The 25491-nt window shown below is 64.4% G+C and carries 29 protein-coding genes; 15 read left to right on the top strand and 14 right to left on the bottom strand.

Annotated features, from left to right (window positions below; genetic code table 11):
* Nucleotides 1-148: 148 nt before the first annotated feature.
* Nucleotides 149-934: a protein phosphatase CheZ gene (locus AC5V87_RS35335; RefSeq protein ID WP_456842532.1), complete on the bottom strand. Its 786-nt coding sequence runs from the start codon at nucleotides 932-934 to the stop codon at nucleotides 149-151.
* A gap of 313 nt (nucleotides 935-1247) precedes the next feature.
* On the opposite strand from AC5V87_RS35335, the gene AC5V87_RS35330 reads away from it, so the two are divergent.
* Nucleotides 1248-2060 carry a L,D-transpeptidase gene (locus AC5V87_RS35330; RefSeq protein ID WP_495369230.1) on the top strand — a complete coding sequence of 271 codons (813 nt, stop codon included), beginning with the start codon at nucleotides 1248-1250 and terminating at the stop codon, nucleotides 2058-2060.
* 107 nt (nucleotides 2061-2167) lie between these two features.
* On the opposite strand, the gene AC5V87_RS35325 is transcribed toward AC5V87_RS35330, so the two are convergent.
* The 6 genes from AC5V87_RS35325 to AC5V87_RS35300 all read right to left on the bottom strand — a co-directional run bounded on the left by AC5V87_RS35325 (nucleotide 2168) and on the right by AC5V87_RS35300 (nucleotide 8132).
* Nucleotides 2168-3004, bottom strand: coding sequence for a DUF2076 domain-containing protein (locus AC5V87_RS35325; RefSeq protein ID WP_495369229.1), 837 nt, complete (start codon nucleotides 3002-3004; stop codon nucleotides 2168-2170).
* Nucleotides 3005-3129: 125 nt separating this feature from the next.
* Nucleotides 3130-3975, bottom strand: coding sequence for a ChbG/HpnK family deacetylase (locus AC5V87_RS35320; RefSeq protein WP_495369228.1), 846 nt, complete (start codon nucleotides 3973-3975; stop codon nucleotides 3130-3132).
* Complete coding sequence (locus AC5V87_RS35315; RefSeq protein ID WP_456842536.1) at nucleotides 3972-5009, bottom strand: glycosyltransferase family 2 protein; 1038 nt, start codon at nucleotides 5007-5009, stop codon at nucleotides 3972-3974. Before AC5V87_RS35315 ends, AC5V87_RS35320 begins: the two co-directional genes overlap by 4 nt.
* Before the next feature lie 100 nt (nucleotides 5010-5109).
* Complete coding sequence (gene hisG / locus AC5V87_RS35310; RefSeq protein ID WP_456842537.1) at nucleotides 5110-6087, bottom strand: ATP phosphoribosyltransferase; 978 nt, start codon at nucleotides 6085-6087, stop codon at nucleotides 5110-5112.
* Between the two features lie 3 nt (nucleotides 6088-6090).
* Nucleotides 6091-7242, bottom strand: a complete 1152-nt coding sequence (locus AC5V87_RS35305; RefSeq protein WP_495369227.1) for an ATP phosphoribosyltransferase regulatory subunit — start codon at nucleotides 7240-7242, stop codon at nucleotides 6091-6093.
* A gap of 131 nt (nucleotides 7243-7373) precedes the next feature.
* The gene (locus AC5V87_RS35300) at nucleotides 7374-8132 is read right to left on the bottom strand and encodes a 16S rRNA (uracil(1498)-N(3))-methyltransferase (protein ID WP_495369226.1); all 759 of its coding nucleotides are present in this window, start codon (nucleotides 8130-8132) and stop codon (nucleotides 7374-7376) included.
* A 211-nt stretch (nucleotides 8133-8343) separates the two neighbouring features.
* Here AC5V87_RS35300 and AC5V87_RS35295 point away from each other — a divergent pair, with 211 nt between their 5' ends.
* Nucleotides 8344-9006: a hypothetical protein gene (locus AC5V87_RS35295; RefSeq protein WP_456842539.1), complete on the top strand. Its 663-nt coding sequence runs from the start codon at nucleotides 8344-8346 to the stop codon at nucleotides 9004-9006.
* The gene (gene ubiA / locus AC5V87_RS35290; protein ID WP_456842540.1) at nucleotides 9003-9935 is read left to right on the top strand and encodes a 4-hydroxybenzoate octaprenyltransferase; all 933 of its coding nucleotides are present in this window, start codon (nucleotides 9003-9005) and stop codon (nucleotides 9933-9935) included. Before AC5V87_RS35295 ends, ubiA begins: the two co-directional genes overlap by 4 nt.
* A 108-nt stretch (nucleotides 9936-10043) precedes the next feature.
* On the opposite strand, the gene AC5V87_RS35285 is transcribed toward ubiA, so the two are convergent.
* Nucleotides 10044-10562, bottom strand: coding sequence for a DUF6101 family protein (locus tag AC5V87_RS35285; protein WP_495369225.1), 519 nt, complete (start codon nucleotides 10560-10562; stop codon nucleotides 10044-10046).
* Between the two features lie 253 nt (nucleotides 10563-10815).
* On the opposite strand from AC5V87_RS35285, the gene AC5V87_RS35280 reads away from it, so the two are divergent.
* From AC5V87_RS35280 to lpxK, 6 genes are all read left to right on the top strand, one after another.
* A complete protein-coding gene (locus tag AC5V87_RS35280) occupies nucleotides 10816-12207 on the top strand; it encodes a TldD/PmbA family protein (protein ID WP_495369224.1) in 1392 nt (463 codons plus the stop codon).
* Entirely contained in the window at nucleotides 12194-13009 is an 816-nt protein-coding gene (locus tag AC5V87_RS35275) for a 3'(2'),5'-bisphosphate nucleotidase CysQ (protein WP_495369223.1), read from the top strand. The genes AC5V87_RS35280 and AC5V87_RS35275 overlap by 14 nt, the downstream gene beginning before the upstream one ends.
* A gap of 61 nt (nucleotides 13010-13070) precedes the next feature.
* Nucleotides 13071-13319 carry a DUF4170 domain-containing protein gene (locus AC5V87_RS35270; RefSeq protein WP_027551945.1) on the top strand — a complete coding sequence of 83 codons (249 nt, stop codon included), beginning with the start codon at nucleotides 13071-13073 and terminating at the stop codon, nucleotides 13317-13319.
* Nucleotides 13316-14029 (top strand): lysophospholipid acyltransferase family protein, encoded by a 714-nt coding sequence (locus tag AC5V87_RS35265; protein ID WP_456842544.1) that lies wholly within the window; start codon nucleotides 13316-13318, stop codon nucleotides 14027-14029. The genes AC5V87_RS35270 and AC5V87_RS35265 overlap by 4 nt, the downstream gene beginning before the upstream one ends.
* The gene (locus AC5V87_RS35260; RefSeq protein ID WP_456842545.1) at nucleotides 13992-15326 is read left to right on the top strand and encodes a 3-deoxy-D-manno-octulosonic acid transferase; all 1335 of its coding nucleotides are present in this window, start codon (nucleotides 13992-13994) and stop codon (nucleotides 15324-15326) included. The genes AC5V87_RS35265 and AC5V87_RS35260 overlap by 38 nt, the downstream gene beginning before the upstream one ends.
* On the top strand, nucleotides 15319-16335 hold the full coding sequence (gene lpxK, locus AC5V87_RS35255) for a tetraacyldisaccharide 4'-kinase (protein WP_495369222.1): 1017 nt from the start codon (nucleotides 15319-15321) through the stop codon (nucleotides 16333-16335). Before AC5V87_RS35260 ends, lpxK begins: the two co-directional genes overlap by 8 nt.
* Nucleotides 16336-16527: 192 nt before the next feature.
* Here lpxK and AC5V87_RS35250 read toward each other — a convergent pair whose 3' ends face one another.
* On the bottom strand, nucleotides 16528-16713 hold the full coding sequence (locus tag AC5V87_RS35250) for a hypothetical protein (RefSeq protein WP_456842547.1): 186 nt from the start codon (nucleotides 16711-16713) through the stop codon (nucleotides 16528-16530).
* Nucleotides 16714-17211: 498 nt separating this feature from the next.
* Here AC5V87_RS35250 and AC5V87_RS35245 point away from each other — a divergent pair, with 498 nt between their 5' ends.
* Entirely contained in the window at nucleotides 17212-17520 is a 309-nt protein-coding gene (locus AC5V87_RS35245; RefSeq protein WP_495369221.1) for a hypothetical protein, read from the top strand.
* Nucleotides 17521-17650: 130 nt separating this feature from the next.
* Here AC5V87_RS35245 and AC5V87_RS35240 read toward each other — a convergent pair whose 3' ends face one another.
* Nucleotides 17651-17875, bottom strand: a complete 225-nt coding sequence (locus AC5V87_RS35240; RefSeq protein WP_495369220.1) for a DUF2093 domain-containing protein — start codon at nucleotides 17873-17875, stop codon at nucleotides 17651-17653.
* A 176-nt stretch (nucleotides 17876-18051) separates the two neighbouring features.
* Here AC5V87_RS35240 and AC5V87_RS35235 point away from each other — a divergent pair, with 176 nt between their 5' ends.
* Nucleotides 18052-18876, top strand: coding sequence for a dienelactone hydrolase family protein (locus tag AC5V87_RS35235; protein ID WP_456842549.1), 825 nt, complete (start codon nucleotides 18052-18054; stop codon nucleotides 18874-18876).
* 163 nt (nucleotides 18877-19039) lie between these two features.
* Nucleotides 19040-19189, top strand: coding sequence for a hypothetical protein (locus AC5V87_RS35230; RefSeq protein ID WP_456842550.1), 150 nt, complete (start codon nucleotides 19040-19042; stop codon nucleotides 19187-19189).
* A gap of 213 nt (nucleotides 19190-19402) precedes the next feature.
* Here AC5V87_RS35230 and xseA read toward each other — a convergent pair whose 3' ends face one another.
* Nucleotides 19403-21019: an exodeoxyribonuclease VII large subunit gene (xseA, locus tag AC5V87_RS35225; RefSeq protein ID WP_495369219.1), complete on the bottom strand. Its 1617-nt coding sequence runs from the start codon at nucleotides 21017-21019 to the stop codon at nucleotides 19403-19405.
* A gap of 183 nt (nucleotides 21020-21202) precedes the next feature.
* Here xseA and AC5V87_RS35220 point away from each other — a divergent pair, with 183 nt between their 5' ends.
* From AC5V87_RS35220 to AC5V87_RS35210, 3 genes are all read left to right on the top strand, one after another.
* Nucleotides 21203-21502: a winged helix-turn-helix domain-containing protein gene (locus AC5V87_RS35220; protein ID WP_495369218.1), complete on the top strand. Its 300-nt coding sequence runs from the start codon at nucleotides 21203-21205 to the stop codon at nucleotides 21500-21502.
* 71 nt (nucleotides 21503-21573) lie between these two features.
* A complete protein-coding gene (locus AC5V87_RS35215) occupies nucleotides 21574-22107 on the top strand; it encodes an REP-associated tyrosine transposase (RefSeq protein ID WP_495369217.1) in 534 nt (177 codons plus the stop codon).
* Complete coding sequence (locus AC5V87_RS35210; protein WP_495369216.1) at nucleotides 22104-22394, top strand: winged helix-turn-helix domain-containing protein; 291 nt, start codon at nucleotides 22104-22106, stop codon at nucleotides 22392-22394. Before AC5V87_RS35215 ends, AC5V87_RS35210 begins: the two co-directional genes overlap by 4 nt.
* 792 nt (nucleotides 22395-23186) lie before the next feature.
* Here AC5V87_RS35210 and AC5V87_RS35205 read toward each other — a convergent pair.
* The 3 genes from AC5V87_RS35205 to AC5V87_RS35195 all read right to left on the bottom strand — a co-directional run bounded on the left by AC5V87_RS35205 (nucleotide 23187) and on the right by AC5V87_RS35195 (nucleotide 25301).
* The gene (locus tag AC5V87_RS35205; RefSeq protein WP_495369215.1) at nucleotides 23187-23513 is read right to left on the bottom strand and encodes a hypothetical protein; all 327 of its coding nucleotides are present in this window, start codon (nucleotides 23511-23513) and stop codon (nucleotides 23187-23189) included.
* Nucleotides 23514-23727: 214 nt separating this feature from the next.
* Nucleotides 23728-24189, bottom strand: coding sequence for a HEPN domain-containing protein (locus tag AC5V87_RS35200; protein ID WP_495369214.1), 462 nt, complete (start codon nucleotides 24187-24189; stop codon nucleotides 23728-23730).
* A complete protein-coding gene (locus AC5V87_RS35195) occupies nucleotides 24189-25301 on the bottom strand; it encodes a DUF262 domain-containing protein (protein ID WP_495369213.1) in 1113 nt (370 codons plus the stop codon). The genes AC5V87_RS35200 and AC5V87_RS35195 overlap by 1 nt, the downstream gene beginning before the upstream one ends.
* Nucleotides 25302-25491: the final 190 nt, after the last annotated feature.

Genomic DNA, 25491 nt, shown 5'->3' with positions numbered 1-25491 from the left:
ACCCGGAATCTCGATGTGGTAGGCTTCCTGCCTTAAAGCTCTGGATCCCGGGTTCGGCTCTGTCGAGCCGTCCCGGAATGACGTCATGGCTAGAACAAAAACGCCGGCCCCTCAGCCGGCGTTTTGCTTTGTTTCGTGTTTCCCGCGCTCAGTCGAACAGCGCGTCGATGTCGTCCTGCGAGGCATGACCGACGTCGCCGGCGAGCTTCGGGCCGTTGAGGAGCTTTTCGTCTTCGCTGCGGTGATCGACCGGCGCCGGCACATGCGCCTTGATCGCGTCGACGCCGCCCCAGATGTCCATCATCGCATTGATGTGCTGCTCGATGAACTTCATCGTGGTCATGACCTTGCTGATGCGCTGGCCGGTCAGGTCCTGGAAGTTGCAGGCTTCGAAGATCGAGATGACACGTTCCTGGATGTCGTCGGCAAGGCGCTTCTGCTGGTCGGCCGAGTCCACCTTGGACATCGCGCTGGCCGCCTGGTCGATCGACTCGGCAGCTTCGAGGATCTGCTGGGTCGCCTGCTCGGTGCCGCCGACGACCGCGCCGAGCTCGCCGTTGACCTTGGCCATCTCGCCGCCATCGAAGCTCTTGCCGTGCAGCGTCGCGATCTCGCGCTTGGTGCGGTCGATGGCATCGTGGATCAGGTCGAGCTCGACCTTCAGCTTCTCGCACTGTTCGATCTGCGCCCGGTAGGTCTCGAGCATGGTGCGCGCTTCGGCAAGCTCATGCGCCGTGGACGCATCGATCGCCGCCATGGCTGCGCTGCCGGACAGCGGGGCAGCCACAACGCCCTTGGCCATCTGTGCGCGGATCGCGCGCAGCTCCGCCATGATCTCGCTATGCATCGGGCCCGCCTCTTCGGTTGCGTCAAGAATCGGCATCTCGCCACCGACGATATCTTCGACGCGAAAACGCTTGCGGTGAACAGCCATCAGGATACTCCCCCACCTCACTCACGCGTCTTTGTAGGCAGAAGCGATTTAACACGAAGTTCACAGCCGGAACTGTGGTGCAGACGTGCGCGACGGCGCACAAAAGACGCTGTTAACCATCACCGCGCGGCATTCATCGAAAATAAACGCTGATCGCCAAATTGCAGCCTCGCGCACGACGTGGTGAATCGAAACGCCCGATGCGTTTACCAAACAAAACGGCTTTTGCTCTTTATTGACCACGTCGAGGGGCGCGATCAGCCATCAGCTCCATGACGCAAATGATCTAGACGAAACAGTACAGAGTACGTCGATGTTCAAGAGAATGTCTGTCGCGCTGCTCGGCAGCGCTTGCTCCTTCATGGCCGGCGCGAACAGCGCAAGCGCCTTCGACAACACGGTGCCGAACGACCCGCCCGCGGTGCTCTACGCCCCGCAGGTGCCGCCCGCGCCGGTGCGCGTTGCCTCCAATTCCAACATGGGCGGCGGCTTCATCGAGTTCCTGTTCGGCGACGGTCCCGGCCGTGGCCCGGCCTACGCGCCGCAAGCGCCGGTCTATCAGCAGCAGCCCGGCTATTACGACCAGCGCCGCCTGCCGCCGATGGGCGAGCCGCAGATGCAGGGGGGATATCAGCAGGGCGCGCTCCAGCAGGAAGCGATCGATCCGCGCCAGCGTCCGTTCGATCCGAAATTCGAGAAACAGATTGTTGACTATAGCGGCAAGGAAAGTGCCGGCACGATCGTGGTCGATACGCCGAACAAGTTCCTCTACCTCGTCGAGGGCAACGGCAAGGCGATGCGCTACGGCATCGGCGTCGGTCGTCCCGGCTTCACCTGGTCCGGCGTCAAGTCGATCACCGCAAAACGCGAATGGCCGGACTGGACGCCGCCGGCGGAAATGCTCGCGCGCCGCCCCGATTTGCCCCGGCACATGGAAGGCGGCCCGGAAAACCCGCTTGGTGCGCGCGCGATGTATCTCGGCTCGACGCTCTACCGCATCCACGGCTCCAACGAGCCCTGGACCATCGGCACCAACGTCTCCTCCGGCTGCATCCGCATGCGCAACGAGGACGTCATCGACCTCTACGGCCGCGTCAATGTCGGCACCAAGGTCGTGGTGATGTGAGTCTCTTTACCCTCTCCGACAAGGGGGAAGGAAACAGGTTATGAGCACGACGCGCGAAAAAAGGCCGCCCACAAGGGCGGCCCTTTGCACTGAGATTCGTCCCTAGCTCACGCGTAATCGCTGCCGCCATCGTCGCCGCCGCCGAAATCGCTGTCGTCGGCCATGTCCATGTTGCCGTCGTCGCGATCGTCGTCGTAGTTCTGGTCGTTGTCGTCGCGATCGTTCGAGGCCTGGTCGAAGAAGCCCTGACGGGAGTCGCGGTTGGAGCCGATGTCGTTGAGACCGGCGTCGCGTGCGAGCGAGCCGCCGGACTGATCGCCCCCACCACCCCACGGACTGCCGCCACCGCGTTCCTCGATGATCGTGGTGTCGCCGAAGGCCTGATGCGAGCCGCCGCCCATCATGCCGCGGATGCTGGAGAGCAGCAGCGAGCCGCCGACGACGCCGGCCGCGGCTGCTGCCGCCGTGCCGAGGAACGAGCCGCCACCACCGCCGACCGGCGGGGCGCCATAACCCGGCGTTTGGCCCTGACCCGCACCTTGTCCGTAAGCCTGACCATAAGGCGGCTGGCCGTAGCCCGGCTGGGTCTGCTGCATCGCCTGGCCGCTGTTCCAGACAGGCCGCTGCTCACGCGGCGGCACGTTCGGAACCGAGCCGCGAGACTGGCTTCCGCCGAACAGCGTGTCGCGCATGGTGTCGAGGAAGCCGCCGGACGAAGCCTGCTCCGGCGCACGGGCTGCTTCCAGCTCCTGGATGCGGTTATGGGCGCGCTTCAGCGCTTCGTCCTGCACCAGCGTGGTCTGCACTAGCGCGTAGATCGCGCCAGGCGCCTTGCGCAGGCCGTCGGAGATCGCGGTGATCGCGTCGGGATCGCGCGGTGCATTTTCCAGTTTCGAAAGCCGGTCGAAAAGCTCGTCAACGAGTTGGCGTTCCTGCGGCGTCATGATCAATCTCCTTCGCGCAAACCAAGCGCGAGCAAGATGTAGGGTTCCATTATGGCCCCAACAGTGCCGGCCATATTAAATTTCGGTATGCGACAAGCTGACCCGCGGCTTGTTTTCGGCCGGGTTCACCCCAGCGTGACGCCGCTGTCAGCCAGCAGGCGCGCAAAGGCATCGCCTGAGAGATAGGCATGCTCGCGCTCACGGACATCGGTCATCGGGTCGAGGCCGGTGAGGACGTCATCGACGAAGCCGGGGTGGCACATCACGAGGCCCCCATCGGGCAGGCCTTCGAGGAACTGCCGCATCAATGCGCCGAAATCGGCCGCGCGCGTGAAATCATAGGCGCCGGCAAAACCCGGATTGAAGCTGAGTCCGGCGCTACCCGCGCGGCGGCGGAATTGCGCGCTGAGGATGTCGAGCACCATGGCCTTCGGTGAGGCCAGCCGCTGTGAGAGCGGCAGGTTGCGGCCGCCCTGGCGCACCCAGGCCTTCGGCGCGGTCTCAGCGACTGCATCGACAAAGCCGTCGCGCACCTGCGGAAAGAGCTGCACGTGCTGGTGGCCGTCGACGAAGTCGGGCGCGCGGCCGAACGCTTCCACGAAGGCCGCCAGCTGCGCCTTCACCTCGCTGCGAAAGAATTCGCGGTCGAGCCGGCGCGCGAGACCGGCGCGCAGCAGCTTTGGAAACGGCAAGAACATGTCGCCGTCGAGCGGGCGGAAATGCATGGTGAGCGGCCGGAACGGCGCCGACAGCGTCACGTGCAATCCGATCGCGCAGCGCGGGCTTGCCTTCGCGGAAGCTTGCAGCGCTTCGACCTCGCCGCGTTCGATCGCGGGGCCGACCATCATCACCGAGGTCGCGTTGAGGCGGCCGCGTTCGATCAGGTCGCGGATGGCGCGGTTGACGCCCGGGCTGATGCCGTAATCGTCGGCGCAGAGCCAGATCCGCCGCAGGCTCGCGGCCGCGCTCATTCGGCCGCGGTCCTCTTGGCGGCGTCATCAGCCTCGAAATGCTTCTCGCTGTGCTCGGCGACGAAGTAGATCGGGCGCGCCTTCAGCTCGGAGAGGATCTTGCCGATATATTCGCCGACGATGCCGATCATGATGAGCTGCACGCCGCCGATCGTCATCAGGCCGACCACGAGCGAGGGATAGCCGGGGACCTGCTTGCCTGTGGTGAAGACCTCCCAGAGAATCGAGAGGCCGAACAGGAAGGCGACGCCGGCGAGCATGACGCCGAGCAGGCTGGCGAAGCGCAGCGGCGCCACCGAGAACGAGGTCAGGCCCTCGATCGACAGGCCGAGCAGGCGGGCGGCATTGAAGGTGGTGACGCCATGGGCGCGCGGCGCCGGCTCGTAATCGACACGGATCTGGCGGAAGCCGATCCAGCTGGCGAGGCCCTTGAAGAAGCGGTTGCGTTCGGGCAGTTGCCGAAGCGCCGTGACTGCGCGCGGCGACAGGAGGCGGAAGTCGCCGGCGTCCTCCGGAATTTTCTGGCGGGCGCCCCAGTTGATCAGGGCGTAAAAGCCGTGCACGGCGAGCCGGCGCAGGAAGGTCTCGTTATCGCGGTGCGCCTTGGCGGTATAGACGACGTCATAGCCGTCATCGATCCAGTGCCGCACCAGCTGCTCGATGAGAGCAGGCGGATGCTGACCGTCACCGTCCATGAACATCACGGCGCCGAGCCGGGCATGATCGAGGCCGGCCATCAGTGCCGCCTCCTTGCCGAAATTGCGCGACAGCGACACCACCTGGACATCGATCGCGTCGGCCGGCAGCGAACGGGCAATCGACAGCGTCGCGTCTGCGCTGCCGTCATCGACATAGACCACCTCACAGGACAGCCGATAGCGCTGGCGCAAGGTCCTGGCGAGATCGCAGATGCGCTGGTGCAGGGCGGCAAGGCCTGCGGCCTCGTTGTAGACGGGCACGACAATCGACAGTCCCTTCGCGGCGGCGTTCGCTGCGGTGGTCGTCAGGCCGGAAACATCAGAGCCCAGCGTCATCGATCAAGGTTCCAGAAGCGTTCAAGATCATCTCAACAGCATATGGTAGCTGCCGTTTGCTGTCGCTACGCTGAACGGAACAGCTCAACAAACTTTGGGCTCACCGCCGCAGGAACGCCTCGAGTTTGGCGAACAGCGGGTTCTCCCTGTCGAATACATAGTCGAGCGAGACCACCGAGACCGTCTCGGCGCCATGCTCGCGCAGGAAGCTGGCGAGCGCATAGAGCTGGCCCGGCGGGCAGTGCAGCGTCAGCATGCCTGACGAGGTCGGCCCGCCGAACGGGGCCTCGACGCCGAACCGGCTGTGGGCTTCGCCGAGCAGCGCCGCGTCGCACTGGCGGAAGCGGGTGCGGACCTCGCGATATTTGTTGGCCCGCGCTCTCGCGGCGATGTGGTCGAGGATGACGCGCGCGGTCTCGCGCGCCTGCGGCGACCAGTCGGCGTCCTTCGAGGCGACCAGATTGGCCTGGCTGCGCAGCATCACGCCGTCGTCGAGCACCCGCAGGCCGTTGGCGGCGAGGGTGGCGCCCGTGGTGGTGATGTCGACGATCAGCTCGGCGCTGCCTGCGGCGGGCGCGCCTTCGGTGGCGCCCGCGCTTTCGACGATGCGGTAGTCGGTGATGCCGTGCTGCGAGAAGAACGTGCGGGTCAGGTTGATGAACTTGGTCGCGACCCGCATCCGCATGTGATGCTGCTCGCGGAAGCCGGTGGTCACGTCGTCGAGGTCGGCCATAGTGCGGACGTCGATCCACGCCTGCGGCACGGCGACCACGACGTCGGCATAGCCGAAGCCGAGGCCTTCGATCAGGGATACGCGCTTGTCGGCGTCCGCGATGTTCTCGCGCACCAGGTCCTCGCCGGTGACGCCGAGATGCGCAAAGCCGCGGGCGAGCTGCGAGGCGATCTCGCTCGCCGAGAGATAGGCGACCTCGACATTGTCGAGGCCTGCGATGGTGCCGCGATAATCGCGGGCGCCGCCGGCCTTCGACAGCTTGAGGCCGGCGCGGGCGAAGAACGCTTCGGTGTTTTCCTGCAGCCGGCCCTTGGAGGGAACGGCCAGAACGAACGGCGCGCTCATGACTTAAGCTCCCACCTTGCGGCCGATCCGGCTCAGCGCCTCGATCCAGACCGAGAACCCGACGGCGGGGATCGGCTCGGCCGATCCAAGCTGGGTCATCAGCCCGTCATAGCGGCCGCCGGCGACCAGCGGCTCGGCGCCGTTGCCGCGGTGATGCAGCTCGAATTCGAAGCCGGTGTAATAGTCGAGACCGCGACCGAACGCGGTCGAGAAGCGCGTCTGCTTCACGTCGATGCCGCGCGCTGCCATGAAGCCGACCCGACTCTCGAACTGGTCGATTGCGGCAGACAGATCGAGCTTCGCGTCAAGCGTGAGCGCGCGCAGCTCGGCGATGGCATCGTCCGGATTGCCGGATATCGACAGGAAGCGCTTGAGCACGGCGATCGCCTCGCGCGGTAGCGCGCCGCCCTTCAGCGTCGATTGCTCCAGGAAGCGATCAGCGATCTCCGCCGTAGTGCGGCCGCCGACATTGGTGGTGCCGGCGATCGACATCAGATCGGTGACGAAGGCGAGTGCCGCCTTGCGGTCGGAGCCGGCCAGCGCGGCGAGCACGCCCTCATATTCACTGCGGGTCGCGGCGGCCGCGGCCGCCAGCTTCTCCAGATCCTTCTCCAGGCTGATCTTGCGGTTGAAATCCTTGACCAGGCGGCGGCGCCAGACCGGAAAAAGATTCAGTGCGTCGAGCAGCGCATTAAACAGCGCGACGTCGCCGGTGCGGATCTCGACATCGCGGACGCCAAACGCGCTCGTCGCTTCCAGCGCCAGCGCCAGCATCTCGGCATCGGCGGCGGCGCGGTCCTGGCGGCCGAACGATTCGATGCCGGCCTGAAGGAATTCGCTGGCCTGGCCGCTGCGGTAGCGGAACACCGGACCGAGATAGCTGAACCCGGCCGGCTGGCCGGCGCGGCCAGATGCGAGATAGTCGCGGGCGACCGGGATGGTGAGGTCCGGACGCAGGCAGAGCTCCTCGCCGGAGAGGTCCGTGGTCAGGTACAGGCTCTTGCGGATGTCCTCGCCGGAGAGGTCCAGGAACGGCTCAGCCGGTTGCAGAATCGCGGGCTCGGCCCGGATGTATCCGGCCTGCGCGAACGACAACAGCAGCGTATCCGCCCAGGCGGCGGAGCCGGCAGCATTTGTGGTGGCAGTCGCGGTCATCACAGGGGTCCATCGTCCCGGCGGAACCGGGCAGAAAAGGGGGAGGCGAATTGGCGCAGCCCTTAGCATGGCCCGAAAGCGGTTTCGACCTCCAATGGATCAATCGCTTAACGGCTGGCCAATCCGCGGAATCACACGGACCGGCGGGCCCAATCGCCCAGCACCGCCTGCACCAGCGCCAGCGCCGCCACGGCGGCTGTGTCCGCCCGCATGATCCGTGGCCCGAGGGCGAGCCGCAGGATCTTGGGTTGCCGCTGCAGCAAGGCCCGCTCTTCCTCGGCAAAGCCGCCTTCGGGGCCGATCAGCACGTCGATGCCGTGGCCGGCGGCCTCCCGTGCATTTTGCAGGCTCTGAACGGGGTTTTCGACCTCCGCGGCCTCGTCGCAGAAGATCAGCAGCCGGCTGGCGCCGCGCTGGCTGAGGAAGCGTTCCAGCGGCGCCGGCTCGGCAACGGTGGCGATGCTCAGGATGCCGCATTGCTCGGCCGCCTCGACGACATTGGCGCGCATCCGCTCGGTGTTGACCCGGGAGGCCTGGGTGAACCGGGTCAGCACCGGTTGCAGCGTGGCGGCCCCCATCTCAATGGCCTTTTGGACCATGTAGTCGAGCCGGGCATGCTTGAGTGGGGCAAAGACGTAAGCGAGGTCGGCCAGCCGGTCCTGGGGCCGGATCTGCTGCAGGATCACCAGTCCATCCGGCCGCTTGCGGCCTTCGATGGCGGCCTGCCACTCGCCGTCGCGGCCATTGAAGGCCAAAACCTCCGCCCCCGCGGCCAGCCGCAGCACGTTGCCGAGATAATTGCTCTGGTCGCGGTCCAGCGCGACCCTGGCGTCCTGGGCCAGGGGAGCGTCGACGTACAGGCGGGGCGCGCGGAAATCGTGGGAGGGCATGGTTCGAAGGTCCGATTTGCCGGCGTTCTTAACTCAAAGCAGCGCTTTCGGGGGTAAATATCGCCAAATTGGTGCGTCCCGACGCCGCGCTCTTGCCCTATTCGACGGGTTGTTAAGGGTCGGCGGGAATCGTAAAAACGCGAACATGCTGGTTGCGCTTCAATTGGGAAGACGCCGAACCCCGTAAGCTCCTGCCGGAGAAACTCTCTTCATGATCCGTCATTTGATGGTTCCGATCACTGCCGCCATGGTCAGCCTGGGCGCCGCGGGCGCCTGCGCGCAAAGCGCCTTCCCGGCGCCGCTGCCGAACCAGGCTGCGAGCAGCTCGGCCTTTCCGCCCGTGAACGGCTCGGCGCCGACCGCCTCTGTCGGCGCGGCACCGCAATCCTCGTTTCCCGTGAATGGCGCTGCGCCCATCGGCGGCGCCGGCGCCTTCAGCGCCGCTCCGCCGACGCAGGCTGGTCCCGGTGAGGACTGCATGAAGGCGTTCATGCCTCTGCGCGAGGAGGCCGAGAAGCGCGGCAAGCTGATCAAGGCCGCGAGCGACCGTCACGCCCCGCCGGACGAGGCCTGCAAGCTGATCCGCAATTTCAGCCAGGCTGAAACGAAGATGATCAAGTACATCGAGGCCAACGCTGCGAAGTGCGGAATCCCGCCGCAGGTCGGCGCGCAGATGAAGGATGGCCACAAGAACACCGAGGCCATGGCGACGAAGGTCTGCAACGTTGCACAGCAGATGCAGCAACAACAGGCGCGGCCGGCCGGCCCGTCGCTGAGCGAGGTGTTGGGGTCGGGCTCGGCGCCTGAAGCCAATGCCGGCAAGAAAGGCGGCAGCACCTTCGACACGCTCAACGGCAACGTCCTCACCCGATGAGCGACACATCCGCCCGCGTTGCCGATTCCACCGGCAACTGGGTCGATACGCTCGCGCCGCATTGGGCGCGACCTTATTTGCGCCTGTCCCGCTTCGATCGTCCGATCGGCTCCTGGCTCTTGTTGATGCCGTGCTGGTGGTCGGCGGCGCTCGCGAGCGGCATGGCGCACGATGTCCGCCGCCTGCCGCTCACCATCGTGCTGTTCTTCGTCGGCGCCTTTGCGATGCGTGGGGCAGGCTGCGCCTGGAACGACATCACCGACCGCGACCTCGACGCCCGGGTCGAGCGCACCCGCTCGCGGCCGCTGCCCGCGGGCCAAATTACGGTGAAGCAGGCGCTGGCCTTTTTGGTGGCGCTAGCGCTGGTCGGCCTCCTCGTGCTGCTCCAGTTCAACCGCTTCGCCGTCGTGACCGGCATCGCCTCGCTCGTGGTCGTCGCCGTCTATCCCTTCATGAAGCGCGTCACCTGGTGGCCGCAGGTCTTCCTCGGGCTCGCGTTCTCCTGGGGCGCGCTGATGGGCTTCGCAGTCACCTTCGGACGCATCGACGTCACCGCGCTGGTGCTCTATGCCGGGTCGATCGCCTGGGTCATCGGTTATGACACGATCTATGCGCATCAAGATGCCGAGGACGACGCGCTGATCGGCGTCAAATCCACCGCGCGCCTGTTCGGTGCGCACACGCACCAGGCCTTGATCCTGTTCTACGGTCTCGCGGTGATGCTGATCGGTGTCGCGCTGGCTTCAGGCGATGTGCGCTGGCCGGCCTGGTTCGGCCTTATGGCCTTCGCCGCGCACCTCGCCTCGCAGATCGTGCGGCTGAATATCCACGATCCGGCGCTGTGCCTGCGCCTGTTCAAGTCGAACCGCGATGCGGGTCTGCTGCTGTTTGCGGGACTGCTGCTGGATGCGGTGATGCGGGCGGCTTAATTCGCAGCTCTCGTAGGTTGGGCAAAGGCGCACTTGCGCCGTGCCCACGATCTCTCAATGATGGATAGAAGACGTGGGCACGCTTCGGTTTGCCCACCCTACGGCACCTCAGTTCCGCGCGATGATCTCGCGTTCGCCGTGATGAACCGGCAGCTCGCGCGCGATGCCGGCGCGGCGGCGCATCAAGAATTTCGGGCGGCGGGCGCGGATCGCGTTGGCGCGGCGACGGCGGGCTGCGGGCTTGCGCGCACCTTCGTCGAGCTGCGGCAGCGCGAAGAGCTCGCTCCAGACGGCCCAGGCTTCGCTGAGTTCTTCGCCATCGGCGCCGACCAGCAGCGGAACGGAAAGCGAGGGATCGCGATGCACGAGGACGAGCGCCTGCGCTTCGTCATTGCCGCGCAGCGCAATGCCGACGAAGTCGCTGACGCGCACGTTGATCGCCATCTGCATGCCGTGGACGGCACGGCGCAGCACGACGCGTTCGCGATGAAGCTCGATCTGCCGGGTGTATCCGTCGGCGCGCGGATCGTGCGCATCGAAGCGGACCGGAAGGGAAAGAGGGTCGAGCCGCAGGGAGCGGCTCGACCCGGCGGGAGCGACCCCGCATGTTGCTGTTTGACGCCTCACGGCTCATTCTCCCCGCCGGGATTATGTTCCCGGTCGATGCGGGGACTTTAGCGCGGCCGTTTCCGAAACCGCTTAAAAAGGCTGGTTAATCCAACCTCACCGCCGCGCATGATTGACAAGACGTTGCCCGAGAGCCGCGAATCTGAGCCTTTTGCGGGCTGAAAATGCTTGAAGTCCGCACCATTTGGGCACATCTGGTGCTCGGGGCGCTTGCCGCCCCGAAACCTCCCGCGCCCCCAACAGGATTTCGTTTGTGAACCCTTCACCAAGCTCGACGCTTTCGCCGAAAGCCAATCGCGATCTGTTCGATCAGTCCGCGCTGTCCGATCTCGCACACCGGCTGGTGGAGGCGGCGAAGCGCGCCGGGGCGGATGCGGCCGATGCGGTCGCGGTGCGCGGCGTCTCGCAGGGCGTCGAGGTGCGCGACGGCCGCGTCGAGGAATCCGAGCGGTCCGAGGGCGACGATGTCGGCCTGCGCGTCCTGGTCGGCCAGCGCCAGGCGGTGGTCTCGACCAACGACGTCAGCGGCGATGCGGTGACCAAGCTTGCCGAGCGCGCGGTGGCGATGGCGAAGGTCGCGCCATCAGACAAATATGTCGGTCTTGCCGATCCCGCGCTGCTCGCGCGCGACTTCCCCGAGCTCGATCTGCTCGATCCCAACGTGCCCGCGACATCGGAGCTCGAGCGCCGCGCACTCGCGGCTGAAGCCGCCGCGCTCGCCGTGAAGGGCGTGACCAAATCCGGCGGTGCATCGGCGTCCGCCGGCATGGGCGGCATGGTGCTCGTCACCTCGACCGGCTTCCACGGCTCTTATTTGCGCTCCAGCCAGGGCATTTCGGCCACCGCGATATCAGGCGAAGGCACCAGCATGGAGCGCGACTACGACTTCACCTCGGCGCCGCATGCGTCCGATCTGTTGTCGCCGGAGGTCGTCGGCCGTTCCGCCGGCGAGCGCACGGTGGCGCGCTTCAATCCGCGCAAGGTCGAGACCTGCAAGGTGCCGGTCGTGTTCGATCCGCGCGTCGCGGGCTCGCTGGTCGGCCATCTCGTCGGCGCCATCAACGGCGCCTCGATCGCGCGCAAGACCAGCTTCCTCAAGGACAAGCTCGGCCAGCAGCTGTTCGCCAAGAACATCCGCATCATCGACGATCCCCTGCGCAAACGCGGCCTGCGCTCGCAGACCTTCGATGCCGAAGGCGTTGCCGTGAAGCGGACCGCGCTGGTCGACGAGGGCGTGCTGACGACCTGGCTGCTCGACTGCGCCACCGCGCGCGAGCTCGGCCTCGTCACCACCGGCCATGCCCATCGCGGCGTCTCCTCCTCGCCCTCGCCGGGACCCTACAATCTGCATCTCGAAGCCGGCACGCCGAGCCCGGACGAGCTGATCGCCGACATCAGCCAGGGGTTCTACGTCACAGACCTGATCGGCTCGGGCGTCAATGGCGTCACCGGCGATTACAGCCGCGGCGCCTCCGGCTTCTGGATCGAGAACGGCGAGATCACCTATCCCGTCAGCGAGGTGACGATCGCGGGCCACCTGTTCGAGATCTTCAAGTCGATGCAGCCGGCCAACAATCTGGAGTTCCGCTACGGCATCAATGCGCCGACGGTGCGCATCGAGGGTTTGACGCTTGGCGGACGTTGACGCGCACTCCCTCGAAACCATCCTGACGCGTGATGCGGCGCTGCTGAAAGACACGGTGCGGGAGGCGGGCAGCCTCGCGCACTCGATGTTCCGCACCGAGCTGAGGAAGTGGATCAAGGGCGCGTCCTCGCCGGTGTCGGAGGCCGACATCGCCGTCAACGATTTGCTCGAGGCGCGCCTGCGCTCGGCGACTCCAGCCTATGGCTGGCTGTCCGAGGAGAGCGCCGACGATTCGACGCGGCTGTCGCGGCGCCTGACCTGGGTGGTCGATCCCATCGACGGCACGCGCAACTATCTCAACGGCCATGACGAATGGTGCGTCAGCGTCGCGCTGGTCGAGGATGCCGCGCCGGTGCTGGCCGCGGTGTACGCGCCGGCCAGCGACGAGTTCTTCTTCGCGGCGCGCGGCCAGGGCACCACGCTCAACGGCGAGGCCGTGCAGGCGGCCGGCGGCTCCGCACTCGATTTCGCCCGCGTCGCCGGGCCGAAGTCCCTGGTCGAGCGGCTGAAGCCGTCGCTCGGCGACATCAAGCTGCATCCGCGAATCGGCTCGCTCGCGCTGCGCCTGTGCCGGGTCGCCCATGGCGCGCTGGATGCGGCTTTTGCGGGTGGCAACAGCCATGATTGGGACCTTGCGGCGGCCGATTTGATCGTGCAGGAAGCGGATGGTAGGATGAGCGATCTCTCCGGAGATCCCATCCTCTATAACCGCCGGGAAGTGGCGCACGGGGTGCTGGTGGCAGCGGGTCGCGATCGTCATGCGAGCATTGTCTCGCATTTTCGAAACCGCCCCATAGCCTAAAGCGCTTTCGTCGTGCTTGTCGAACACTGCTTTGCCGGGCAGCCCGTTAGGAACAGAACCCATGTCAGATAGTGCCCCGCAACAATTGCTGCATCTCGTCATCGGCGGCGAGCTCGTCGATCTCGAGCACAACACGTTCAAGAACCTGGACGACGTCGAGATCGTCGGCCTCTATCCGAACTACGCGACCGCACACGCTGCCTGGCGGGCCAAGGCGCAGAGCACGGTCGACAACGCCCAGATGCGCTATTTCATCGTCCACCTCCACCGGCTGCTCGACCCGAATCAAGAATCGAAGCCGGCGCGTTGAAGAAACTGCTTCGCAATACGCTGCGAAGCAGCTGGTTTCAGCGTGCCGTCGGGGTCCTGGCGGCCGAATATCTGCGCTTTGTCTGGCGGACCAACACATTCACGTTCGATCCGCCCGACGTCTATGAGATCGTCGAGCCGCAGATCCCGGCGATCTTCGCGTTCTGGCACGGTCAGCACTTCCTCACCCCGTTCATCAAGAACAAGGACTCCTACAAGGCGAGGGTCCTGATCTCGCGGCACCGCGACGGCGAGTACAACGCGATCGCCGCCGAGCGGCTCGGCATCGGCACGATCCGCGGTTCCGGCGACCATGGCGGCGCCTTCCACCGCAAGGGTGGGGTCGGCGCGTTCAAGGAAATGGTGCGGACGCTCGAGGACGGTTGTAATGTCGCGCTGACCGCCGATGTCCCCAAGCGCGCGCGCGTGGCCGGGCTCGGCATCATCATGCTGGCACGGGAATCGGGGCGGCCGATCATGCCTTTCGCGATGGCGACCAGCCGATTCATCCGGCTCAAGAACTGGGACCGCACCACCATCAATTTGCCATTCGGGCGCGGCGCATTGGTCGGCATCAAGGAAATCCACGTTCCGCCGGACGCCGACGCGGCCATGATGGAAACCCTGCGGCTCGAGCTGGAAGAGACGTTGAACGAGGCGACCCGCCGCGCCTATGCGCAGCTCGGCCGTCCGGGACCCGCAGATGGCTAGTTCGATTCCGATGACGCTGCGGATGTATCAGCGCCTGGCGAGCGGCCTGGTGCCGCTGGCGCCTGCGCTGATCAAGCGGCGGCTGAAGCAGGGCAAGGAGGATCCTGCGCGCGTCGGCGAGCGGCGGGGCCTGTCCCGGGACGTCCGACCGCACGGTCCGCTGGTCTGGATCCACGGCGCCAGCGTCGGCGAGGTCCTGGCCGCGGCTGCGCTGATCGAGCGCTTGCGCGACCTCAACCTGCGCATCCTGCTCACCTCGGGCACCGTGACCTCTGCGGCCGTGGTCGCAAAGCGCTTTCCGCCCGACGTCATCCATCAATACGTGCCCTATGATTCGCCGCGCTACGTCGCGCGCTTCCTCGACCACTGGAAGCCGTCGCTGGCGCTGTTCATCGAATCCGACCTGTGGCCGAACCTGATCCTGGCCGGCGCGGCCCGCCGGGTGCCGATGGTGCTGATCAACGGGCGGATGTCGCCGCGCTCCTTCCCGCGCTGGCGGCGGATGCACGGCACCATCTCGGCGCTGCTGTCGCGTTTCGACATTTGTCTGGCGCAGTCCAAGACCGATGCCGAGCGCTTCTCCGCGCTCGGCGGCCGCAACGTCGTCACCACAGGCAATCTCAAGCTCGACGTTGCCGCGCCGCCGGCCGATCCGGCGAGGCTGGAGCGGCTGATGGCGATGACGCGCGGGCGTCCGATCATCGTTGCGGCCTCGACCCATCCGGGCGAGGACGAGATGCTGGTCGCGGCCCATCGCAGCCTCGCCGGTTTCTTTCCGCAGCTCCTCACCGTGATCGTGCCGCGCCATCCCGATCGCGGCCCCTCGATCGCGGGGCTGATCACGGCATCCGGTCTGAAGCCCGCCTTGCGCTCGCGCGAGGAGCTGCCGACCGCCGCGACCGACGTCTATGTCGCCGACACCATGGGCGAGCTCGGCCTGTTCTATCGTCTCTCGCCGATCGTCTTCATGGGCGGATCGCTGATCCGCCATGGCGGGCAGAATCCGATCGAGGCGATCAAGCTGGGGGCCGCCATCGTCCATGGCCCGCACGTCTTCAACTTCGCCGACGTCTTCGAGGCGCTCGATGCGAGCGGCGGCGCGCGTCAGGCCGACACGCAGGAAGCGCTGGTCAAGCAGCTCGGCCAGCTCCTGGCCGACCCCACCGTGCGCGACAAGATGCAGCGCGCCGGCAGCGGCGTGGTGGATCAGCTCGGCGGCGCGCTCGACCGCACCATGAGCGCGCTCGAGCCCTATCTGTTGCAGCTGCGGATCGAGATGGGGGCCGCCAATGCGTGAGCCGGCCTTCTGGTACCGGCCACGTTCCCCGAAGTTGCATCTCCTCAGCCCGTTGGGCGCGCTCTACGGCGCCATCACCGCACGCCGGATGGCGCGCAAGGGCTTTGACGCCGGCATTCCCGTGATCTGCGTCGGCAATTATCATGTCGGCGGCGCCGGCAAGACGCCGACCGTTCTGGCGCTGACGAAGCTGCTGCGCGAGCTCGGCGAAACGCCGGTGGTGCTCAGCCGCGGCTATGGTGGACGGCTCCACGGTCCCGTGATGGTCGATCGCGCGCGCCACACCGCCACTGAGGTCGGCGACGAGCCGCTGATGATGGTGCGCGACGTTCCCGTCGCGGTCGCGCGCGACCGCGTCGACGGTGTCGCGCTGGCGAAGTCGCAAGGCGCCACCGTGATCCTGATGGATGACGGCTTCCAGAACCCACAGCTGATGAAGGATGTCTCGCTGATCGTGATCGACAGCGAGCGCGGCCTCGGCAACAGCAAGGTGTTCCCGGCCGGCCCCCTGCGTGCGCCGCTCAAGGCGCAGCTCGCGCGTACCGATGCGCTGGTGCTGATCGGCGATGGCCATGCCGCGGACGATGTCGCCGCCGAGCTCGACAGGCGCGGCAAGCCCAGGCTGCGCGCGCGCCTGACGCCGGATGCGGCCTCGGTCGCGCAGCTGTCCGGCAAGTCCGTTCTCGCCTTCGCCGGCATCGGCGATCCCGAGCGCTTCTTCCGCAGCTTGCGCGCCTGCGGCATCGATGTCGCGCGCACGCGCCCCTTTGCCGATCACCACAGGTTCTCACATGACGAGCTCGTCCTGCTTGCGGCGGACGCCCGGCGCGAGCAGCTCACGCTGGTGACGACGGAAAAGGATCTCGCGCGCCTGCGCGGCCGCGACGATGTGCCAGGCGGCATCGTGCCGTTCGCCGTGCAGCTCGCCTTCGACGATCCGGCAAGGCTGCGGCAGCTGATCAGCGATCACCTCTACAAGGCGCGCGAGCGGCTGTTTTCCAGGCGATGATTCCGCGGATCGCGGCTCAGCACTCGGTCGTGCTTACCACGCCCCTACGGCGATCATTCCGATAATGGTCAGGCACGAGGCGCAGGCCACCATGAAGGTATAGCATTCAGGTGTATTCATCGCTTCCTCCCAAACTGCAGCCAATTGCTTGGCCATTGCTACGCGGGAGAGATCGCCGGTCTTCGAGCCGCTTCAATGCGGCCCGTTGCGGCCGGTCCTGTGGTGCGCCGTCATCTCATTCTCGTCACCCTGATCCGCCGGATGACAATCAGCATCGAGAGCCTCGAAGCGTTCTGTTGCGATCAGAAGCTGTTTGCGCATTTCAGCGAGACGGGCGCGGCAATATTCACGATAGAGCAGGTCCAATATGGTGGGCATGATCACCCTCATCGGTCCATATTCGATTGACTGATGTTCCACCTGCAAATTTTCGAGGTGATCGTAGCCCGTCAGATTGGCTCTTCGTTATGAGCCCGTTCACAGACTGAGCCAATTCCAATGCTCAACGGCTTTTGGTTGACTTGATTGTCTGCGCGATAAAAACAGCAGGGCCAATTACCTAACACGCATGATAGCAGCACTGTGTTTCACCAAGACTTCGTCAAACAACTTAAGCGCGCCGAATTGCAACAAAGAATCCAACCACAGCGCGAAATGACTCACCATTGAGTGCACGCGCTGCTCGATGCAACGAGACCGGTGCGACGAAGATCATTTCGGCTGTGAGACTGGCAGGGGCGCGCGCGAACGCTGTCGGGATGCAGGTACTTTCATCGCCGTGCCTCGCTGCATCGCCCGGCCATCCCGCAGCGGCCTGCCATTCAGGCGATATTCATCGCAAGGCGCCTATCGATGTCGGACGATCAGGAGAATTCGATGAGATTGCCGTCCGCAGCCTTGGCCGCCAGCCTTGTGTGTCTGATCATTGCGCCGGTGCTGGCGCAAGCGCCGGCGCCGGCGCCAAGTCCGACCGCCACCGTGCCGGTTCCCGCGACCAAGCGCGTGACCTGTCTTGCCACGACGCAAAATCTGAAGGGGCAGGACAAGAGCGACCAGATGCAGCTCTGCATGGCGCAGGCGCGGCTCGATTGCCTGAAGCAGGCGATCGATCAGAAGATCGTCGGCGAAGCGCGCAAGAGTGCGATCAAGACTTGCGTGGGCGGGGATGGTCCCGAGCAGCAATAACCGAACGATGCCCCGATCTCGATCTCGTAGGGTGGGCAAAGCAAAGCGTGCCCACCATGTTCGTTGCCATCGCGGAGTGATGGTGGGCGCGGCGCGTTGCGCCTTTGCCCACCCTACGAGAGCCGAAGCATCACGGCTGCCTCAGCGCGCCCGGAAAGTGCCGCTGCAGCACCGCCGCGGGCGTGGCGTAGGCTTCCTGCAAATCGACGCTCCAATATTTCAGCTCGTCGAGCGGGATGCGCGTGTCGGTGATGGCACAGCGCACGAAGGTCCCCGGCGAGATCACGCGGAAATCGCCGTCGAGATACTGCACCTGCGCTTCGCCATGGCCCGAGGGGCCAAACTTGTTCAGCACGGTCGAAAGTCTCCGTGGAAGGGCCGCTCCGTGGAAAACCCGGGAGGGCACGTGTGTTGGACGGGATGTAGCATAGATAGGGCGGCCTGTCCGCCCGTTAAACCCACCGGTTTGTGATGTTTTGCCGCCGTTTCCGCGTGATAGTGCTGGGCCGAAGCATTTTGACGCAGACGCCGATGCGCCTTCGACTGACCGCCCTGTTCCTGATGCTGCTGATGCCGGCCGCGCATGCGTCGCCGGCGCCGCAGCAGGTCGATATTCCGCTTTCCTCGGGCGTGCTGCATGCGCAGCTCTACAAGCCCGAAGGCGAGGGGCCGTTTCCGACCGTGATCGCGCTGCATGGCTGCGGCGGCCTCGGCAACCATTCCGAACCGGTGCTGCCGCGCTATCGTGACTGGGCCGAGCGCCTGCTCAAGGCGGGCAATGCCGTGCTGCTGCCCGACAGCTACGGCTCGCGCGAGCTCGGTCCGCAATGCCGCGTCAAGGACATGCACGTCAAGGCGCGGCGCGAGCGCGTAGCCGACATCGCGGCCTCACGCGCCTGGCTGATGAAGCAGACCTGGGTGGCGCGCAGCCGCGTCAGCCTGATCGGTTGGGCCAACGGCGCCAGCGCGCTGCTCTGGGCGGTGCGGCCGCAGGGCGGGGCGCGCGACGCGAGCCCGGACTTCCGCGCCGCCATCGCGTTCTATCCCGATTGCCGGATTTCCGCCGGCTTGGGCTGGAGCACGCGGGTGCCGACCCTTGTGCTGATCGGCGGCAATGACGATGTTTCCTCGCCGCCGGCCTGCCGCCAGATGGTGGATGGCGCGCACGGCCGCAGCGCGCTCGCGCGCATCGTGGTCTATCCCGGCGCCTACCACGATTTCGACCGCGCCAACACGCCGCTGCACGCAGCCGCTGCGAGCGGCGACGCCGCCGCACCCGAGCACGGCCATCTCGGCACGGATGCGATAGCGCGCGCGGAGTCGCAGAAGGAAGTCGCGGAGTGGCTGGCGCGCTAAGCGGGGCCGCCCGAGGAACAAGGTGAGGCGGACAGCCCCGCATCGACCACCGCCCTGCACGGAGCCTGATGGCCGACCGGGAATCTACGGATCGCGTGCAGTGCCGGTTTCAATGCGCGACGGCGCCATCTTTCGACCACGATGTCGATTAAACGCAATCCTCATGCGCAACCGCATCACGCTCTTCGCCTCCGCCCTGATCGTCTTCACCGTCGCCGTCTTCCTGTTCGAAGCCCACGCCGGCGCACCCATGCACGCGCCGGAACATTGCGGCTTCTGGACCACGATCGACGCGGGATTGTCCTGCCGGTAGGCGAGACGGTGCGCGCAGCTCGCTTGGCACGCTCGCGCCTCACACACAGGGTCATCGCCCGCGGAGGCGGGCGATCCAGTACTCCGAGACCCCTGTGATTCACCGAGAAGCCTCGGCGTACTGGATTTCCCGCTGGAGCCTGTCATCGGGCTCGCCGAAGGCGAGACCCGGTGGCGGGGAATGACAGCGACGGCGTGCCAGCACCCTCGCGCCTCAGAACAAGCTGCCCTGATCCACCGGCTTGCCGACGCGCTTCGGCGCGGGCTTTGTGTCAGCCGGCTTCGGCTGCGACGGCGCGCGCTTTGCCGCCGGCACAGCGCGATCCGCATCCGTGGTCGCACTGAGACGGCCGTCGGCGAATTCGATCTCGACACGAGCGCCGGGACCGATCGAGTCCGCCGCATGCACGGGATGTCCCGCTTCATCGCGCACCAAGGCAAAGCCGCGCGCGAGCACGCTGCGATAGGACAGCGCCGAAAGCAGCTTGCCGCTGTTCTCGACGCGGGTATCGAGCCGGTGCAGCAGCGTTGCCAGCGCGCGCTGTGCGCGCTCGGCCAGCCGGTGCGTGCGCTCGCGCTGGCGAGCAATGGCGTTGCGCTGCGCCTGCGCATTCGACAGCTTTGAGGCGCGCAGGCGCACCTCCAGCCCGGCAAAGCGGTCGCGGCGCTGCCGCAGCAGCGAGCGTGCGGACAGGCCAAGCCGCTCGCCGCACACGGTGAGGCGGTGATCGGCCTGCGAGATCTGGCCGTGCAGCACCCGCAGCGTCAGCTTTGCGCTGGCTGCGGTGAATCTGCGGAAATGCGCATGCGTGTTGGCCTTGAGGCAGCGGGGCAGGGACGCGCCCGCCGAATCCAGCCGCTGCCGCGGGATTGCCAGCAGATCGCCTGCCGCCGGCAGCGCGCGCGCGGCGGCGCGCAATTCGCTGCGGCGGCTCTCCTGGGCGCGCTGCCAATAGGCGCGGGTGCGGCGTGCGAGATCGGCGACCTCGACGAACAATTCGCTGCGCACCGGCACGGCCATCTCCGCCGCCGCCGTCGGCGTGGGCGCGCGCTTGTCGGCGACGAAATCGATCAGCGTGATGTCGGTCTCGTGGCCCACGGCCGAGATCAGCGGGATCATGCTCTCGGCCGCCGCGCGCACCACGATCTCCTCGTTGAACGACCAGAGATCCTCCAGCGAGCCGCCGCCGCGCGCGACGATCAAGACGTCGGGCCGCGGAATCCGGCCGCCCTCAGGCAGCGCGTTGAAGCCGCGGATCGCGGCCGCGACCTGCTCGGCCGAGCCTTCGCCCTGCACCTTGACCGGCCACACCAGCACGCGGCGGGGGAAGCGATCCTCGAGCCGATGCAGGATGTCGCGGATGACGGCGCCGGTCGGCGAGGTCACGACGCCGATCACCTCGGGCAGCCAGGGCAAGAGCTGTTTGCGCGATTCGTCGAACAGGCCCTCGGCGGCGAGCTTCTTCTTGCGCTCCTCCATCAGCGCCATCAGCGCGCCGATGCCGGCCGGCTCCAGGGCCTCGATCACGATCTGGTACCTCGAGGAGCCCGGATAGGTCGTGAGCTTGCCTGTCGCGATGACCTCGAGCCCCTCCTGGGGCTTGAAGCGCATACGGCCGTGCACGCCCTTCCAGATCACCGCCTCGATCTTGGCGCTCTCGTCCTTGAGCGCGAAATAGCAGTGCCCGGAGGAGTGCGCGCCGCGGAACCCGGAGATCTCACCGCGGACCCGGACATGGCCGTAGGTGTCCTCCACCGTCCGCTTCAGGGACTGCGAGAGCTCGGAGACGGTGAATTCGGGCGCGTTGTGAAGTTGTTCCGCAGGCGGCATCTAGCAATCGATTCGGCATTTTGGGGTCAGACCCGACGTTAAGGATTTTCGCCGCGCAGTGCCAATCCCTAAGTTGATTTGAAGAGAGTACTCTGTAATACAGAGTTATCTGGGTAACTCAACGGCATTGCTCGTGGCACCTTGCTGCAAGCGCAGCGGCCTCTGGATGCGGCGGAGCTAGACTTGGCCAAGTTCGACGACATCATCCACCAGCCGCTGCGACTGAAGATCATGGCGGCGCTGAACGCCCTGCCTGCGGGGGTCGGACTGGAGTTCGCGCGCCTGAAAAAGCTCACCGGCGCCACCGACGGCAATCTCGGTGCCCATATCGAGACCCTCGCCAAGGCGGGCTATGTCTCGGTGGACAAGGCCTTCGTCGGCAAGAAGCCGCAGACCACAGTGACCGCCACAGCGGTTGGCCGCGGCGCCTTCGCGCGGCATGTTGCGACTTTGCAGGAGATCATTGCGGGGAAGCAGGTTTAGCGCTGCGAGGCCGTAGGATGGGTTGAGCCCTTGCGAAACCCATCGCACTTGTTTCGTGGTAACCTCGTGCCATGACCGCGTGCCGTCGCAACTTCGTTCCGGGTGGATGCTTCTTCTTCACCGTCAATCTGGCGGAGCGGAAGCTGTCGTTGCTGACCGATCATGTCGAGCTGTTGCGCGCGGCGTTTCGTGAGACACGGCAGCGCCATCCATTCACGATCGATGCCATCGTCGTGTTGCCCGATCACCTCCACACGGTATGGACGTTGCCTGAAGGTGACGCGGATTTTGCAATGCGCTGGCAGTTGATCAAGTCAGCCTTTTCGCGCCGTCTCGCGCCAAACGAAAGCATATCCCAGAGCCGCTTGGCCAGGGGTGAGCGGGGAATTTGGCAACGCCGATATTGGGAGCACACCATTCGCGACGAAACCGACTTCGTCCGGCATGTCGACTATGTTCACATCAACCCGGTCAAGCATCGACTCGTCGACCGCGTCCGCGACGGGGCGCCATCCTCGTTTCACCGTCACGTCGAGCTTGGTAACTATCCGGCCGATTGGGCGGGCGATCGGGCAGACGACGGTCGAAATTACGGAGAGAGATGATCGAGAAGAGATGGGTTTCGCAAGGGCTCAACCCATCCTACGGGCTGAACGCGCTGCCCGCGGAGGTCGGCCTCGAATTCGCGCGCCTGAAGAAGCTCACCGGCGCCACCGACGGCAATCTCGGCGCGCACATCGAGACTCTCGCCACGGCCGGTTATGTCTCGGTGCAGAAGGCGTTCGTCGGGAAGAAGCCGCAGACGACGGTGACAGCCACGGCTGCGGGCCGCGGCGCGTTTGCGCGGCATGTGGCGACGTTGCAGGAGATCATTGCTGGGAAGCAGAGCTAGATTCCGGGGCGCGCCCTCTTAGGCGCGAGCCCGGGAATGACGGATTAGGGCCCCGCGCTGTCACCGTAGCACGTAGAAACTGGCCGCAACCTTAGATATTGGCTGCGGGAGCTAAGTGGTAACCGCCTGTAAACTAGGCTAAGAACAAAATTAGAACGTGATTCGCGGCAGCGGGGCGAGAGTAATGCAGAACAGGTCGCATGCTGTAATGGCACAGAGGACCGAGTCCTCCGACAGTCCAGACGATTTTCCAACTCCTCCATGGGCAACGCGAGCTCTACTCGAACACGTTATCCAAGATCGGCTTCCGCTTAGCGGATCCACTGCGTTGGAGCCCGCCTGCGGTGCCGGTCACATGGCGCGAGTCCTCGAAGAATACTTCGGCACCGTCAAATCGTCAGATGCTTATTCTTACGGATATGGATCACTGCGCGACTACCTCGCGGTTCCTTACGAGGCGAATGCTGCAGACTGGGTGATTACAAATCCTCCCTTTCGTTTAGCCGAGGAGTTTGTACATCGATCGCTAGTTGTTGCTCGCATTGGCGTTGCTGTTCTCGTTCGGACCGTCTTTATCGAGAGTTCGGGGAGGTATAGGGCACTCTTTCAGAAGAGCCCTCCTACAAAGTTCGCACAGTTCGTCGAACGCGTGCCAATGGTACGGGGCAGGCTTGATCGCAAAGCATCTACGGCAACTGGATATGCTTGGCTCGTCTGGGAGAAGGACGTGGCTTCGTCCCCCGAACTTATCTGGATACCGCCGTGCCGAAAGCAGCTGGAGCGAGATACCGACTATCCTTCGGCTTCTCGAGCTGCCTCTAAGGCCTGATCGATATCGGCAACAGCAGCTAGAAGCGCCTCTTTGGCTTGTTCTAACGCGTCGATAGCAGCTTGGGCCGATCTGCCAGAGAGATAAGGGCCCGGTGGAGGCAATTCGTCGGCGGGAGCCGGATCAACCCAGCCAAATTTATCCCCGCTGGAGATCTCTCCAATGCGACCTCCGTTCACGCCGAACCATGCTGCAATGTCGTGTTGCCGATCACCGCGCTCTATCATTCCCTTTACAATTGCGGCGTCCGCCGCGTCCAAACGAATACCACTCGCCTCAGCCCTAACCATTGAAAGTTTCCTCGAATTAAATATTGTGCACTGCAATCGCAACGTCAGTATTTAAGTTCTAGCAGCTTGTAGCTGTAGCGTCATCAGCGCATAAAGTAGGACATCCTTATTGGAGTTCATCCACCTAGCACTGGACTGACTGTGGCCGTGCGCAAGTCAGCTCAATCCGAACAGGCATCTTGGTGAAGCATTCTGGACTCTAAGAAGGTGGCGATCAGTTGGTGGCCGATTGGACGCCCTCAATGAGCTTCATGCTTAGTTCAAGAAGTTGCTGCAGACGTGCGGCGCCAAGATTTCCGGTGCCGCCATGCGCGACGGAATTTCGCACCGAGTAACAAGAGCTAATACCTTCCTTGACTTCAGCATTGGCATTCACAAAGGCTACAAACGACCGATACCAATCCGCATCGAAACGATTGAGCAGTTGTCCAATCGCCTCGCAATCCATGTTTCTTCCGCGAGCGAAGTGAGCCTTGATAAAACTCAGCACGCGAGGGTGCGCCCTCTTCGTGAGGCGAGTGAGTATGATAACTTCGATGGCTCGTTCTACGTGTCCGCAAATCAGCACAGTACCAAAGCGCACGAGATGCGCCTTAGTCTCCTCGGGGATGGACTTCTCCGAGAGAGAATCTATGTACTTCCTCAAGTCAGCTGATCTGGTGTTAATCGCGTGCATTAGGTTGCATCAAATGCCTTTGTTGCAAGACTAATGCGCAACTTCACGGCTTCCTCATCGGCGGTGGAGCGCAGCCAGCCTTCGCGGAATTTGTCGCTTGCAAGCAATTTCTCGTATGCTTTTCGAACCGCTTCTTTTTTTGGAGTTGGCGATTGGGCCATCCGAACTGCAAGGCCTGTCATCACTGCATCAAATACCGCTGCATTTAATGCTCGCACGGGTCGAAAGGCGTTATCTCCTATTGCGCCGTCTACCATCGCGATAGTCTCTTTGAAGACTTTGGCTGCTCCCTGCAACTTGCCGATGGTCTGCTTGTTCATTCGGTCAGAGAAATCGTTAAGGAATTTCGCCATCGGGCGTGCGTACTTCGCCCCATCGAGATACAGCGCCAGAAACCGGACAATTAGCTCCTGATCTTTCGCGCGTTTGTTTACAGGACCAAAGACTTTCCGCCAGTTCGGATCATCGTTGAGCGATTGAACAAGTTGAGTGAAAGGACCTTCGCTGATGCAATTGCGAATTTCTTGAGGCGATAACCGTATGCCACCCGTATTGATGCGCTCAAATACAAAGTAGATGCTGTCGAGAACGTCAGCTGGAACGTCCTGTTGAAAAATCGTAGCGTGAACTATGGAGTCATCCAATTTCAAGCGATCTGACGGATCAAGGTCGGAAAAGCTCTTGCCTGCCCAGGGTTCACGTATGCCAGCAAGGCGGAATTTTTTCTCCTCGAGAACCCCAGAATAAAATGCCTGCAGTGTCTTCAGGCGTTGCTGACCGTCGACAACTAGATGCTTGCCATCAGGCTGCTTATATAAAAAAATGCCAGGTACCGGCAAACCCATCAGCAAGGACTCGATGAATTTCGAGCTGTGCTTCAGCGTCCAGACAAAGCGTCGTTGGAAGGATGGAATCTTGAATGCTCCATCCTTCATCCGCTTCACCAGGCTGTCGACCGTGTAATCGGCACCGTAGCTGGTGATCTGGAACTTTTTGACGGGCGCATCCTCCTTCAGACTTTCGTCTTCAACACCGTCGTGAAGGGCGACATCGAAATCGTCCTCGTTCTCAAGCTCGACCTTTGACGTCGATTTCCTTTGTGCCTTCCCCATTAAGTCCTCTAATGCGCGTATGCGGCAACAGCACACGATCTCTTTTGTTAGATGATTTCGCTGATGCGTGCAACTAAGACGAGTGACGATATTGGACGAACGTATTAGTTGGAATGCATCTCAACGCAATGCAGTCGACGTTGGTGTCTCACGCCCACCCATAGCCGCAACCATTGGCAATCGCTGCCAC

It is taken from the genome of Bradyrhizobium sp. SOJA106, from assembly GCF_059448745.1.
This window is presented reverse-complemented; position numbering and strand designations above follow the sequence as displayed.